General features: G+C 54.8%; 17 protein-coding genes. 5 read left to right on the plus strand and 12 right to left on the minus strand.

The genetic code is table 11. The annotated features are described in order from the left end of the window. The first annotated feature begins 222 nt into the window (after positions 1–222). Positions 223–1,062 (plus strand): DUF2971 domain-containing protein, encoded by an 840-nt coding sequence (locus tag ACTG2O_RS02780; protein WP_421269020.1) that lies wholly within the window; start codon positions 223–225, stop codon positions 1,060–1,062. Between the two features lie 91 nt (positions 1,063–1,153). Here the strand turns inward: ACTG2O_RS02780 and ACTG2O_RS02785 are convergent, their stop codons facing one another. Beyond that, complete coding sequence (locus tag ACTG2O_RS02785; RefSeq protein WP_195879528.1) at positions 1,154–1,591, minus strand: DUF2846 domain-containing protein; 438 nt, start codon at positions 1,589–1,591, stop codon at positions 1,154–1,156. Positions 1,592–1,633: 42 nt separating this feature from the next. On the opposite strand from ACTG2O_RS02785, the gene ACTG2O_RS02790 reads away from it, so the two are divergent. Then, on the plus strand, positions 1,634–1,762 hold the full coding sequence (locus ACTG2O_RS02790) for a hypothetical protein (protein WP_279460030.1): 129 nt from the start codon (positions 1,634–1,636) through the stop codon (positions 1,760–1,762). Between the two features lie 31 nt (positions 1,763–1,793). Here ACTG2O_RS02790 and ydfZ read toward each other — a convergent pair whose 3' ends face one another. Continuing rightward, the gene (gene ydfZ / locus ACTG2O_RS02795) at positions 1,794–1,991 is read right to left on the minus strand and encodes a putative selenium delivery protein YdfZ (RefSeq protein ID WP_005342516.1); all 198 of its coding nucleotides are present in this window, start codon (positions 1,989–1,991) and stop codon (positions 1,794–1,796) included. Positions 1,992–2,302: 311 nt separating this feature from the next. On the opposite strand from ydfZ, the gene ACTG2O_RS02800 reads away from it, so the two are divergent. After that, positions 2,303–2,803: a DUF1993 domain-containing protein gene (locus tag ACTG2O_RS02800; protein WP_421269019.1), complete on the plus strand. Its 501-nt coding sequence runs from the start codon at positions 2,303–2,305 to the stop codon at positions 2,801–2,803. Between the two features lie 101 nt (positions 2,804–2,904). Here ACTG2O_RS02800 and ACTG2O_RS02805 read toward each other — a convergent pair whose 3' ends face one another. The 7 genes from ACTG2O_RS02805 to ACTG2O_RS02835 all read right to left on the minus strand — a co-directional run bounded on the left by ACTG2O_RS02805 (position 2,905) and on the right by ACTG2O_RS02835 (position 8,464). Next, positions 2,905–3,417: a cupin domain-containing protein gene (locus ACTG2O_RS02805; protein WP_107683288.1), complete on the minus strand. Its 513-nt coding sequence runs from the start codon at positions 3,415–3,417 to the stop codon at positions 2,905–2,907. Between the two features lie 125 nt (positions 3,418–3,542). Then, positions 3,543–3,905 carry a cystatin domain-containing protein gene (locus ACTG2O_RS02810; RefSeq protein ID WP_042054283.1) on the minus strand — a complete coding sequence of 121 codons (363 nt, stop codon included), beginning with the start codon at positions 3,903–3,905 and terminating at the stop codon, positions 3,543–3,545. A gap of 100 nt (positions 3,906–4,005) precedes the next feature. Next, positions 4,006–4,662: a DUF3313 domain-containing protein gene (locus ACTG2O_RS02815; protein WP_100644777.1), complete on the minus strand. Its 657-nt coding sequence runs from the start codon at positions 4,660–4,662 to the stop codon at positions 4,006–4,008. Positions 4,663–5,052: 390 nt separating this feature from the next. Beyond that, positions 5,053–6,183 (minus strand): ABC transporter substrate-binding protein, encoded by a 1,131-nt coding sequence (locus ACTG2O_RS02820; protein WP_421269018.1) that lies wholly within the window; start codon positions 6,181–6,183, stop codon positions 5,053–5,055. Between the two features lie 57 nt (positions 6,184–6,240). Next, entirely contained in the window at positions 6,241–6,876 is a 636-nt protein-coding gene (locus ACTG2O_RS02825) for a LysE family translocator (protein ID WP_058059345.1), read from the minus strand. A 40-nt stretch (positions 6,877–6,916) separates the two neighbouring features. Further along, positions 6,917–7,735, minus strand: coding sequence for an AraC family transcriptional regulator (locus tag ACTG2O_RS02830; RefSeq protein ID WP_439975308.1), 819 nt, complete (start codon positions 7,733–7,735; stop codon positions 6,917–6,919). Between the two features lie 60 nt (positions 7,736–7,795). Then, positions 7,796–8,464 carry a substrate-binding periplasmic protein gene (locus ACTG2O_RS02835; RefSeq protein WP_439975309.1) on the minus strand — a complete coding sequence of 223 codons (669 nt, stop codon included), beginning with the start codon at positions 8,462–8,464 and terminating at the stop codon, positions 7,796–7,798. A gap of 344 nt (positions 8,465–8,808) precedes the next feature. Here ACTG2O_RS02835 and ACTG2O_RS02840 point away from each other — a divergent pair, with 344 nt between their 5' ends. Next, positions 8,809–9,348, plus strand: coding sequence for a hypothetical protein (locus ACTG2O_RS02840; RefSeq protein ID WP_005340832.1), 540 nt, complete (start codon positions 8,809–8,811; stop codon positions 9,346–9,348). Positions 9,349–9,391: 43 nt separating this feature from the next. On the opposite strand, the gene ACTG2O_RS02845 is transcribed toward ACTG2O_RS02840, so the two are convergent. Next, the gene (locus ACTG2O_RS02845; protein ID WP_439975310.1) at positions 9,392–9,850 is read right to left on the minus strand and encodes a hypothetical protein; all 459 of its coding nucleotides are present in this window, start codon (positions 9,848–9,850) and stop codon (positions 9,392–9,394) included. Then, the gene (locus tag ACTG2O_RS02850) at positions 9,820–10,632 is read right to left on the minus strand and encodes a hypothetical protein (protein WP_439975311.1); all 813 of its coding nucleotides are present in this window, start codon (positions 10,630–10,632) and stop codon (positions 9,820–9,822) included. The genes ACTG2O_RS02845 and ACTG2O_RS02850 overlap by 31 nt, the downstream gene beginning before the upstream one ends. 311 nt (positions 10,633–10,943) lie before the next feature. On the opposite strand from ACTG2O_RS02850, the gene ACTG2O_RS02855 reads away from it, so the two are divergent. Then, on the plus strand, positions 10,944–11,888 hold the full coding sequence (locus tag ACTG2O_RS02855; RefSeq protein WP_439975312.1) for a glycosyltransferase: 945 nt from the start codon (positions 10,944–10,946) through the stop codon (positions 11,886–11,888). A gap of 27 nt (positions 11,889–11,915) precedes the next feature. Here ACTG2O_RS02855 and ACTG2O_RS02860 read toward each other — a convergent pair whose 3' ends face one another. Further along, positions 11,916–12,962 carry a glycosyltransferase family 9 protein gene (locus tag ACTG2O_RS02860; protein ID WP_439975313.1) on the minus strand — a complete coding sequence of 349 codons (1,047 nt, stop codon included), beginning with the start codon at positions 12,960–12,962 and terminating at the stop codon, positions 11,916–11,918. Between the last annotated feature and the right edge of the window lie 13 nt (positions 12,963–12,975).

The following is a 12,975-nucleotide window of genomic DNA, read 5'->3' on the forward strand; positions in this document are numbered from 1 at the left end:
TCCCTGCTTCAACTTTTTATTATCGGAGTGTATGAAGATAATAAAATTAACCTTGTGATTTAACCTTGATGACCAAATTCATTGTTGCACGTTATGCTGCCGCAGAAACCTTTACTTGATTGTATTAATAAAACATACTGTAGCATTGCACGTGAATACTACAGCATGTAAACTCACACTAGGAGTTGAATCTTACGTATAAATATTATACTGGAATGAAAAATGGACATAATTTACCACTACACCGATTTAAATGCATTCCTTAGCATCATAAAGAATAAAAAATTATGGCTTTCCGCCGCTAATAATCTGAATGATTACTATGAAGTAGACTGGTTTTTAAATAAAATCCATAAAAAATTGTCTAAGGTAGTAAATGATAACAACCATAACTGTCTAGATACCTATTGGCAAATGCTGAGGAAACAGCTAGGGATACCTTATATATGTAGTTTCTCTAAAAATGGTGACCTATTAAGCCAGTGGAGAGCTTATGCTGACAATGGCTATGGAGTTGCCATTGGATTCAATAAGGCTTATTTTGATTTTAAAGTAGAGCTACCCTACCTTTCTCATTGTAAAGATCACACGATAGGCATTACAGATGTGATTTATGATGAATCCATTCAGGATAAAATCATTGAAAGCTATATAAACCAATTAAAAGATTTTAATTCACTTGAAAAGGCAGGTGAAGTTGTTATTAACTCAGTAAGCCATCTCGTAAGATTATCATATGCAAGTAAAAATCCAGCTTTCGCTGAAGAAAATGAAGTAAGGATAATACATACACCTATGGTTATGGGATTTGAAGGTGATAGTAAAATTGGAAAAACCATAGTGCATGGAAATATATCTGAAATGCAACATCGTGTTTCAGGAAAAAGAATAACATCGTTTTTTGAGCTAGATATATCAACTGGAAATAATGACATTCCACCCATAAGTGAAATCATCCTCGGTCCAAAATCGAAACTGTCTAAGTACGACATAGATACATTGTTAAGTTTAAACGGATTTAGCGATGCTGAATATCGTACATCGATAGCTAGTTACAGATGATTTAAATTTAATGAAATTCTGGCACTCTCATACTTTAATAGATGGCGTAGCTTGTGAAGCTACGCCGTGTTCTTGAATTGAAGATATATGGTCACTTAACCAACTTGCTCTCCATCACCCCTTGTTTGCCTTCCTCCTCACTGACCTGGCTCAGCTTGGAGCGGGCCATCAGCAGGCCCATCTTGACCTCTTGCCAGACGTAGTAGTTTTTACCCGCCTCGGTGCTGAGGGTCAGGGTGGCATCGTTCTCCGACTTGGAGGTGATGGTGTGGCTGCCCGGCGTCACCTGCTTGAGGATATAGCTGTGAGCCACGGTGTCGCCGACCGCCATACCATCCACCAGCACCGGCATTTTCACGGCCGTGCCGAAGGTCTCGTTGCGATAGATATAGAGGTTGGCCGCATCCTTGGGCGCCACAAACTGCTTGGCCTGCGCATCTGCGGTGGCATCGGCCATGGGTACGGAAGCACAACCGGAGAGCAGCGCCGCCGACAGCAGGGCGGCACTCATCATTATTTGCCTGAACATAGTCGTTATTTTTTAGTGGGTTAACGGGATTTAAAGGTTCGCATGAGCCTGCACTGGCTGACAATCGCTCAAATCGAGCGGGATGTGACCCGGCTCAATTTTTCAGCATTTGGTGGGATGAAGGAGGAAATCAGAAACCCGGCCGCCAGATGGGGCGCGGCGGTCGGGTGAATTGTAAAGAGTAGGGTGACAGGGAAAGGGATCAGCCTAGTCTAATCAACTCGATGGGGGCGTAGCGCTCACCGGAGTTTGCCAGCAGCACGCACTTCTCATGCTCCGCCTGATAGGGGGTCATATTGTCGGTGTGGGCCTCTTTCAGAAAATCGACTGCGCCAGTGGCGGCAATCATCACGCGCTGACCCAGGTTCAGCACATTGCGGTTACGGTCATAGATCTTCATCTCATTCTCCTTTTCTTGTGTCCTGGCGAATGCGCAGGCGCGTGTCCAGGACAACGGCATTCAGCCTACGCCTCAGAAAAAAGGTGATTTATGTCACAGATCAAAAAAGGGGCGATAAGGGACTCGCAGGCTCAAAAAGCGAGCATGGCCCCTTGGCCAACGGCTGTCGCGCAAAGTAGCGCTACCCTGCCCTTTTCGTCGTGGCGGGCTCGAACCCGGCTGCGGTTGGGGTATATTGGTGGCCGATTAGCCAGTCTCATTCACCGTGGCCGCGCACACGGGCCGCTGTTTCAACAAGATGGAGAGTACTCATGAATCGCGATATCACCGCCCAGTTCATCAAGATGCTGACCAACCTCGACCACTGTCTGGCCAAGGCCGAGGCCCACGCCGCGGCGAAGCAGTTCAACGTGGATAACTTCTTCGGCGAGCGGCTGATCGTCGATATGCTGCCGCTGTCCAAGCAGGTGCTGATCTGCTGCGATTCGGCCCGCGCCGTGGTCGCCACCGCCAGCCACAGCGAACTGCCGGCCATGGGGGATGACCCCAAGACCATCGCGGATCTGCGCGCCCATATCGGCAAGACCATCAGCTATCTGCAAGGCAAGCTGGAGGCGGACTACAGCCAGTATGCCAGCGGTCGCTACGTGCCCCACTGGGCGGGTGGCAAGGGGATGGATGGCCATACCTGCGTCCATGAGTACGGCATTCCCAACTTCTACTTCCACCTCACCATGGCCTACGCCCTGCTGCGCCGCGCCGGGGTCGATCTCGGCAAGCGTGACTATCTGGGCGGGCTCAACCTGCAATAAGCGCTGCACGCCACTGGCGGCAAACAGATAGCAAAAGCCTGCCAAGCGGCAGGCTTTTTTATATCGGGTGGTGCAGATCTGGTGCGCAGAAGGGCTGCGTCCTAGAAGGGGCCATTGCGCTCGCGCAGCTTGTCGGGCAGGCCATCGTGATCCCCCAGCTCGCGCTCGGGCACGTCATCCCAGTGCAGCTTGCCGAGGGTGATATTGCGCTCGGGATGCACGGCGTAGTGGATGCGGTTGTCCTCCCGATCGGTATCGCCAATGCAGAGTAGGCGGACAGTCTCTTCGGTGTTGTTGATAAAGGCGTGGGCCAGTCCGTCACCGGCCTTGAAGCCCACCGAATCCCCCGGTTGCAGCCGATAGAGCACGCCATCGAGCCAGACATCCGGCGTCCCTTCCAGCACGTGGACAAACTCGTCTTCGGTCTTTTCGGCATGGGGCCAACTGGTGCGATGGCCGGGTTCGACAATCTCGTGGTGAATGCCGATGCGGCTAAAGCCGAAGTGTTTGCCGAGGGCGCAGCCGCGAGAAAGGGGCTCCTGACTACCGGAGTAGTAGCGCGGCGTCTGCTCTTGCAGCTCGCGCCAGTGTTTGATGCAGGGGTGGCGATTCATAGCGGTTCCTTTTCCATGAGGATGCAGTCACGGGAAGGGTCATCCTGACTGTCAGAATGCGGGGAGAAAAGCAGAAATTTTCTGGTCAGATGAGCCCCTCTGACGAGGGGCTCAACAAGCAGGAATTACTTGGCCTTGACGCAAGGCAAGGGAGGAAGCTCGCCCTGTGCAGCCGGGCGGGTCATCTGGTAGTTGCCGGCAAGATCCCGATAGACACGGGTGTTCCACACCTCTCCGTTGTCGAGCTGGAACTCGATGTCGTAGTTGACCCCGGAGACCACCTGGCTGCGCACCTCGCGGATGCTCTGCAGTTTGGCGGCCGTGTTCATGCGAGCCAGCACGCTGGCCAGCGCAGCCTCCCCTTCCGCATTGGGCAACGGCTGACTCTGCCAGCCACCCGCCATCGGTGCACACTCCGGCGTGGGTGACGAGGTGCTGCAGGCACTCAACAGGCCAGCAACAAGGATGGGTAACAACACACGTTTCATATCATTTTCTCCTGCCTGCAAAATGACCACCTTATCAACATCTTGCCATTATTGCAGCCCAAAAGGCTCCCGCTGCGCCCCGCTTGGACGCACCAATCGATCAGCGCCCCAGATTGTCCGCCAGCTGTTTGGCGCGGCTGGCCGCCCACTGGTCGATCATCTTCTCCATCTCCTCGGCGGTGATGGGCTCATCCTTGTGGGTGGTATCCGTGCTCTCACGGGCATCCATCACCCGCACCAGCAGCTTGCCACTCCGGGAGTCGAGCAGCTGGGCCATGCTGCCCACCTTGAGCAGGTAGGGCTCCTTGCCGATCACTTCACGGGTGACGTTGATGGCGATCTTGGCCGGCAGCAGGTCACGCAGCTTGGGGTCGGGGCGGGTCAGGTCGAAGTTGGTGACGGCCGCCTGGATCCGCATCACTTTCGGGCCGGGGGCGGTGGCGATCTTGACGCCCTGCTTGATCAGCTCGCTCTGGAACTTGTCGTGGTAGTAGCGGCCAATCTGGTTCTGTTCATTGGCGGTCAGCAGATACCACTGGCCGTTCTCCTGACGAATAAACTGCAGCGGATCGAGCAGCACTTCATTGTATTGGCGCAGGTCAACGCCCGGCTCCTTGTAGACACGCTGATTGGGGTTGCTCTCGCTCTGCTGGAAGGCTGTCAGCGGGATCGCCTGCAAGCTGTGGGATACCTGATTCTTGACGGCGCAGCCACCCAGCAGGGCCGCAGCCACGGCAACCATCACGACCTTTTTCATATTTGCTCCTGCATTTTACTGTTTGTTTTTGCTGTGGATTTCGCACCACATGGCTGGAGAACCCGTGCCGGATGCCGCCAATGTCACAGAGAAATAACCTATTCATCACCTTCCCACAAGGGACAGATCAGGATTGTTCAGCTCACATCCAAGTTGTCACAATTGCGGTGCTTTTATACAGGGTCAGCCAGGGTACGAACGGCAATCTGGCGAGGGTTCGGTTGTTTAATCCGGCTAAATGGGGCGGCGGAAAGCGCTCAGTTTTTTCAAACGATAGAGGCCAGCGAGCGGCGTGAGTTGAACGGGGGAATGCCCTGGAACGCGCGATGACCGATCATCAGCCATCTTCCGCAAACTTGCCTGCCGCCGGAGAAGCGGCAGGCTCATTCATCAGTTATCGAGATCCCAGGGGCACTGCTTGACCATCCCCTCTTTGCCGCTGGCGACGATCGCCTGCTGCACCATCCGTTTGTAGCGATTCTTGATATGGGCGGGCAGCGCAGGCACCAGCAGCCGCTCGTCAAACTCCGGCAGCGGGCGATCCGGCAGCACCGCCTGCTCCTGCGGGCTGAGGGGCGGCCGGGAGGCAATATTGCTGGCCGAGATGGTGGGCGTGCCCACCAGCATCTGGCGTTGCAGCGGCGCGCTCAGCAGAAAATCCACCAGCAGGTAGGCGGCCTTGAGCCGAGCGGGATCATCGCCGACATGACGGGCGATGGAGATCGCATCGAGGGCATAGATGGCCCCCTCCTGCACCATGGCGATCCGCCACTGCTGCTCGTTCTGCTTGTTGCACTCCACCAGCTCCAGCCCCCAGGTGGTGGCAAAGGTCTGCTGGCGCAGATCCTCACAGCGGTTGGCCTGATTGAACCAGAAGCCGCGACTGGCTCGCAGCCGCTGCGAGAGCTGCTGCTCCACCTCTTGCTGCAAGGTCTTGTCGGCCAGCATCTCGCCGCTGGCAAACAGGGCGGGCGACTTGCCCAGCGAGAGCAGCACCGAAAAGAGCAGCGGCTCGAACTGGTCGCAGAACTCGGCAAACTGACCCGGCGGCGAGCTGTTGGCGAGCACCTGCCAACTGGTGGGCGCTTGCGACATCTGCTTGCTGTCGTAGGCGAGGCTGAACATGGCGTAGGAGAAGGGCACCGAGTAGTTGCGCTCCCCCTGCTTGTCATACTCGGTGTTCTTGAGGGCGGGCTTCACCTCGGCGTAGTGCTGCAGGCGACTGAAATCGATGGGGAGCAGCAGCTTGAACAGCGGCTGGTGATGGGCCTTGTAGAAGTAGCTGGTCGGCAGCACCACATCGGCGCTGCGGGTGCGCAGGGCGCGGTAGACACTGTCGAAATCGGTCAGCAGGGGCTCAACCCGGCTGACCGTCGCCTCCACCCCATGGGTTTTGGCGTAGTCGGCAAACTGTTGTTCATAACCCGCTGGCAGATAGCCCCACTCCAGCAATTTGAGCTGAACCGGGGCCGCCAGCGCCGGGGTCATCCCCAACAACCAGCAAAGAGGCAGTAGACGCATGGCCGGGCACTCCTGACAGGTAAACCTTGCTGGAGTATAGGCCCATGCGCCGACTCGTCAGGCCACCAGCTCGGCTCCCATGCTCGCCAGAATGGAGAGGCTGACCACCGCAAACAGCACGCCGGTCACCAGATTGAGTGGCCGCTGCACCCGCAGCAGCAGGCGCTGGGCACGATCGGTGGAGAGGCTCCACGCCAGCAGCCCGAACCAGCAGAGGGAGATGATGAAGAGCTCGCCCACCAGCAGGCTGCGGGTCATTCCATCCACCTCTGGCGTCACCATGGCAGCCAGCAGACCGATAAAGAACACCAGCGCCTTGGGGTTGAGCAGATTGGTGGCAAGGCCAGTGCGCACGCCCCTGCCCCAGCCGCGCAGCTCGTTGGCGGCGCTGGCCATCACGGTACTGCTCTGCTGCCGAGCCGCCATCAAGGCCCCCCACCCCAACCAGCCCAGATAGAGGGCGCCGCAGCACTTGATCACCATAAACAGCAGCGGGTGACTGGCGATCAGCATGCTGATCCCGGTCAGGCTCAGGGTGGCGTGTACCATGATCGCCAGCGAGATGCCCAGCGCCGCGCCAAGAGCGGTCGGCCGGTGCAGGCTGGTGCGCAGGATCAGGGCGAAATCGGGGCCGGGGCTGGCCAGTGCAATCAGGTGCATCAGGCCGAGGGTAACGAACAAACTGGTCAGCATAACAACTCTCGCTTTAACGACGGAGAGCCAGCATGGCGGATCAGCGGGGGGCGCGGCTTGTAAAAGATTGCATCTGGGCACGAAATTCGGCGGGCGTCAGACCGAATGCCTGGCGAAAGCCGTGGTGGAAGTGACTCTGATCGAAGAAACCGACCGCCAGCGCCACCTCGCTCACCGCCATCCCGCTCGCCAGCAGCCGCTTGCCCTGCTCCAGCCGCAGCCGTTTCAGCCAGGCGTAGGGGGTCATGCCGCTGCGCTTCTTGAACTGGCGCAGGAAGGCGAAACGATCGAGCCCGAGCAGCCCCGCCAGTTCTTCCAGCGAGTGGGGCTCGTCGAGGGCCGCCATCAGGTAGTCGCGCAGGAATCGCAGTTGGGGATCGGCCAGCTGGTGTACCTCGGGGGCCAGATGCAGCAGCTCCCCCAGCAGGGCGAGCAGCTGGCTCTCGATGAGCAGGCCATCGGCCTTGGGGTTGTCGAGATCGCCGTGCAGCTGGGCAAAGCCCTGGTAGAGGTCGGGGCGGCTCTGCAATCCCTTGTTGAAGAAGGGCGGCTGCTCCGGCAGCCAGAGCGCCAGCTGCTGCGGATCGATGGCGAAGACCCGCACCTCATACCCTTCCGGCAACAGGCTGAGGCCATCGTGCACCTCATCCGGGTTGACGGTAGAGAGCACCCCGCGCACCAGATGGTGGCTGTTTCCCTTGTGGATAAACTTCTGGCCACCCCGCTGCACCAGCCCGATATGGTAGTCGAGATGGACATGGCGGCCGTAGCTGAACGCCCTGTGGTGGGAGTGTGACAGCTCGACCCCCGGCAGGTGCGGGGATTGCCAGTAGCGGATAAGGGAATCGGTGGTATTCATGGGTTATAGATACACCAGAAACGGGCCTTGGGCTTGTAGATTATTGCACGCAACCCCCTCTCAACGCCCCCACAGCTGCGGGGTTGGCTCCACCAGAGAGGCGAGCGGCACCCGCTCCACCATCTGACGCATACGTTGCACCAGTTCGGGATTGCCTTCCCCCAACGACTTGTTCAGCACGATATGCACCTGCAGCGGGGTGACCGGCAGGTAGATGAGGCGGGTCGCAGCAGGGAGCTTGGCACGAAAATGGTTGGCGGAAATATCGTTGGAGAAGAGCGCCGCATCAATCCGCCCGCGCAGCAACTTCTGCATGTTGCCATGCTCCCAGCTGAGCTGGGAGAGGGTGTCGATATGGATCTGCGGATGCTGCAACAGAGGCGGTACGATCGCCTGACTCGACCAGCCGATGGTGGTGCCGAAGAGATCTTCCTGCCGCTCGACCGAGTGAAGCCGCGATGGCACCAGTACCACCAGCACCGGCCGCAGCAGCAACAAGTGGGGGTCGATATAGCGGAAGTGACGGGCACGCTCGGGACTGTAACTCAGCAGCGGGGTCAGATCGCACTCGCCGCTCTCGAGGTTGCTGAGCAGCCGAGCCACATTGAGCCCCTGCCACTCGATGGTGCGTCCGATTACGGGTTCGATATGACGGCGAAAGTAGTCGATCACCGGCCCGGAGACCTTGCTGCTGATCAATGGTGACCAGCGGCGCCAGCTGGAAGACACATCCCCGCAGTGGCGCGTTGATCGCCACGGCCTGGCTGATGGTCATAAGAGGGAGGAGAAGTGCCGATAGCAGTAATACCAAACGCGTGCCCGAACGAGAGATACCCATAAATGCCGATCCGATGCCCTGATAGCCATCAGCATGGCACAAGGCAAATGAGCGGGCTATCTGCTCCTGCCGCGCTTCGGCCTCTTGCGCCGCCTACTCACATGACCAATGGGCCCCGTTTTATTGCGGTGAAAATCAATAATCCCGCTGCTTTGATGGATTTTGGTCTCTTGAGATATAGTGCGGCCCCATTCATCAAACCGGCGGATGAGCGCCCCGCCGGACAGGTAAATTCATGAGACTGTTTTTGCTGCTGTTGTCGTTGTTTGCCACGACTGTAAATTCTGATGAAAAGCCGCGCCTGCCCTATTACGACTGGGGTCGCTGCCCGTTTGAAGGCTGCACCTATCAGACATGGACCACCAAGCAAGAGGTGATCGTCAGAACCGAGCCATCCCTGACGGCCAAAGCGCTGTTCCGGCTACCCCGCGGCCAGCAGGTGGAAGGGCTGACCGGGGTCGTCATTACCGAACAACCGGGGATCGTCGAGATACTCAGATCGGTCAAGCTGGGCTACAGCAAAGAGGGCAAAGGGCCGCTGTTGAATATGAAGGCAGGGGAAACACTTTATATCCTCGGCGGACTGGGCGAAGGCAATAGCCTGTTCTGGTACAAGGGAAAAACCTACATTCTCGATTATGACTATGCGCGCAAAGAGCTCAGATACGGCCGGTCACCGCAGAACCAGTGGTGGGTAAAAATTCGGGACAAGCAGGGGCGTGAGGGTTGGGTTGCCGAAGCCAAAAACTTCGCCCATATGGACCGTTTCGAATAGTGACAGCCAGCCCACCGAGATCGGGGAGCTGGCCGTAGATGACTCACCGCTTGGGTTGCAGCTTCATCTCTTGCAGATACTCCAGCACCTGGGTTTTGTAGTCCGCCTGATAGGAGAACTTGGTGCTGTCGCACGCCGCGATCAGGTTCACAGCGGTGCAGAACAGGGTGGCTGCCAGCAGCCCCTTGCCAACCCACTGCGGATAACGGCAGCTCCAGCGCACCAGTAACAGCAGGATCGGGAACAGGGCGTAGGGGAAGATCAGCATCAGGTGCCAGTAGTTGAAGATGATGGGCGAGAGCGCCGCACTCACCAGCACCGCCAGCACCGCCGCCAGCGCATAGAGACCGAGCCAGCTCTCGCCATCCACTGGCACGCGATCACTACGCAACAGACGCGGCTTGAGTTCACGCCACAGCTGCCAGTTGGCCTTGGCCGCCAGCAATACGGTCGCCGAGCCCACTCCGTAGATCACCACCCGCCACAGCCAGACTGCCGCCATCTGCAGGTATTCGTGCCCAGCCAGCCAGATGAACTGGGTGTCGTTGACCAGCTTGCTGGCAAACAGCCAGGGCCGTAACGCAGCCAGTAGAGCACTGATTTCAGCACCGGATAGACATGCACCAGCCCCCAGCCGATATAGCGCTGGCGTGCCTCGGGATCGACGTTCTGGGTGATGTGGCTATTGCTCATCACTTCCATGGCGTAAGGGATCAGGGAGGCACCGATCAGCAGGGTAGCCACCACCACCCCGCTCCAGCTCACCTTGAGAATGCGGCGCCAGAAGAGGTAGGTAGACATCACCGCCAGCAGCGGCCAGGAGTAGTGCAGTTGCATCGCCATACCGATGGCCAGCAGGTGAACGATCATGTGCCAGAAGGAGGCCCGCTCGCGCATATGCCAGGCAGACCAGCAGTGCATGGCCGAGAAGAGGAACAGATAGGAGGGGTTGTAGAGCAGACTCTCGTACTGGAACCAGGGGTTGAGCCAGCAGAGCACCAGAAACAGCAGACGCACCCTGTCATCAAACACCTGACGGATCACCGCATCAAACAGCAGGAATCCGACCAACCGCATCGCCAGTAGCAACACCATGGGGGCATAGGGAGAATCCCACAGCAGCAGCGGCCCGCCAATCAGCCAGGCCGACAAGCTCCCCGGCACATTGCCCACCGCACTCGCCGCATTGCCATAGCTGAGCCAGACCCCCTCATAAGCCCCAAGGTAACCCTTGTAGAGCATCTGGGTCTGATCGCCGGTGAGGAGTTGGTGATCGGAAAACAACCAGGAAAGCAGCAGCCCGGCAAATATACAGACCGCGAATAATGCGTTATGGTAGCGCCCACTAAGACCAATCATTGATCCACACCTATTGAAATAAATTGCTAACGACTTTAACAGTTGCCACCTGATTTTGCTCGTTTACGATTCACATTTTTAGTAGATTTACCAGTCAGTTATGAGACCCGCGGAGCAGTTATGACCCCACCAGTTAAAAAGTTTTTATTCATTGTTGAAGACTTGTATGGTGGTGGTGCGGAAAAGGTTTTGCTCAATACCGCATCATTGCTAAAGATGCAGGTGCCGATGTTACCTTGTTTACCTTGCGAGAAAAAATAGACCATACGCTACCTGACAACATTCACCCGATTAATCTTGGCATTGTCACAAAGCTGACTAAAGCCATATCCAATGTTGCGGTTGAAAAAATACAAGCATCTCTGATCTTTAAAAAAGTCAAAGAGATCTCGCCTGACGTAATTATCTCATGCTCATGTGACAAAATTACCAGACACCTGCCTGATACACTGAATATTTATTACTGGATCCACGGAAATGTCACCGGCTTTGCCAAAGACAATGCCAAAGGATATGAAAAATTCAAGCGTTTCTATAATGGCAAAAAACTGATCTGCGTATCTCGTGGCATCGCGGATGACATTTTGCACAATGTAAAAGCCACACCAAAATCGTGTCAGGTTATCTACAATCCGTTTGATATCGAGAAAATTCAGGCGTTGGCTAATGAGCCTTTCAGCAAGCCATTCGACAAGTATTTTATCCATGTCGGCACCTTCGAAGAGCGGAAACGCCATGATCGTCTCTTGCAGGCATATCAGCTAAGCGGCGTTGCTACGCCACTTGTTCTGATGGGCAAAGGGGAGCGACGCCCTCACATTGAAGCCATGATCGAGGAGATGAACCTTGCCAACAAGGTGAAAATCATCGATTTTCAGAAGAATCCCTATCCCTATATCAAAGCGGCCCAAGCACTTATCCTGACATCGGATGCTGAAGGATTGCCAACAGTGCTTATTGAAGCACTTATCTGCCATACCCCGGTGATCAGTGTGGATTGTCCGTCTGGGCCGGCAGAGATATTGACGAAACCACTCGATAAATTTCTAATCCCGATGGAAGATATCAGTGAACTTGCCATGGCAATTACAAGTGTTGATCAAATAAGAATTTCCATTAATTCAAACTGTTATCAACCATTTTCTAGTGAAAGTGTGACCGAACAGTTTATATCTTTATGAGAAAGAGTTGGGGAAAACCCCAACTCTCTATAGATAATCAGCCACCCATTTGTTGAATACTGTTTTAAATTCAGCAACGTTTATAAAATTTACGTCTTGTTGTGCAGACCTAGTTTCTGCGTAGATAACACTTGAGCGAGGATTATTTGGATGCCACTCCACATTTTCTGGCATCCCGAAATTATCATTGTAAATACCAAGAACAGGTTTATTCAAACCTGTTGCAATATGCACTGTTGCAGTATCCACCGATACCATACCGGCACAATGCCTTATCTGTGCAAAGAGCGCAGCCAAAGATGGTTTCTCATGATCACTAACAACCCTGGTTGGGTCACAAACATGAGATAAAATTCGTTCAACGTCCCTCTCACGCCCAGGTGGATACAAGAGACAAATGTTGTAATTTGATGAATCAAGCATCGTGTTAATTAACGCTATGGTTTTCTCAACACTGAAACAACGGGATGTCCCACTGCCATATGGATTGAAGCACAACGTTTTATTACTTGGCCACCAAGAGCCAACCCTATCCTCAACCCCCTGACACGAAGGAACTATATAACTGGTATCAGGGTTAGCAATCCCCATATGCTCCAACAGCACCTTAAATTTCTTAGCGAAGTGCATCCCTGCTGTTTTTTGGCCCAGCTTGATATTAATACAGTCAAGCTCATCATCGACTCCTGCTACATTTTTGCTCCCAACTTTGGAGATGAAATAAAGGTCTTTCATCTTCATCTTTTGGCTAAAATGCACAAGATAATCCACATCCCCAATTTCATTGGCTAATTTTTTGAGCTCCATATAGCCAGCCCTCTTGGGTATTTCAAAGACGTAATCAAAGTTAAAAAAGTCTCTAAACAATGGTGCCATTTCAGAGCTGGTAATGACATAGACTTTCCGCTCCGGAAATTTATTTTTAATCTCCCTTGCTACCCAGGAAGAGACGATTGCATCACCAAGCTTAGCATCCCACCTAACAAAAACAGTGGCACCATGTGATGACGATCTCACTGATAAATGACGATAAAAAATAAAATACCAAGCTTGCGGCGAAGTGCATCTCTCCACAGCTGAAAAGTTC

The sequence above is a fragment of the Aeromonas sp. 61P genome (genome assembly GCF_051919545.1).
GTDB classification, from domain to species: domain Bacteria; phylum Pseudomonadota; class Gammaproteobacteria; order Enterobacterales; family Aeromonadaceae; genus Aeromonas; species Aeromonas veronii.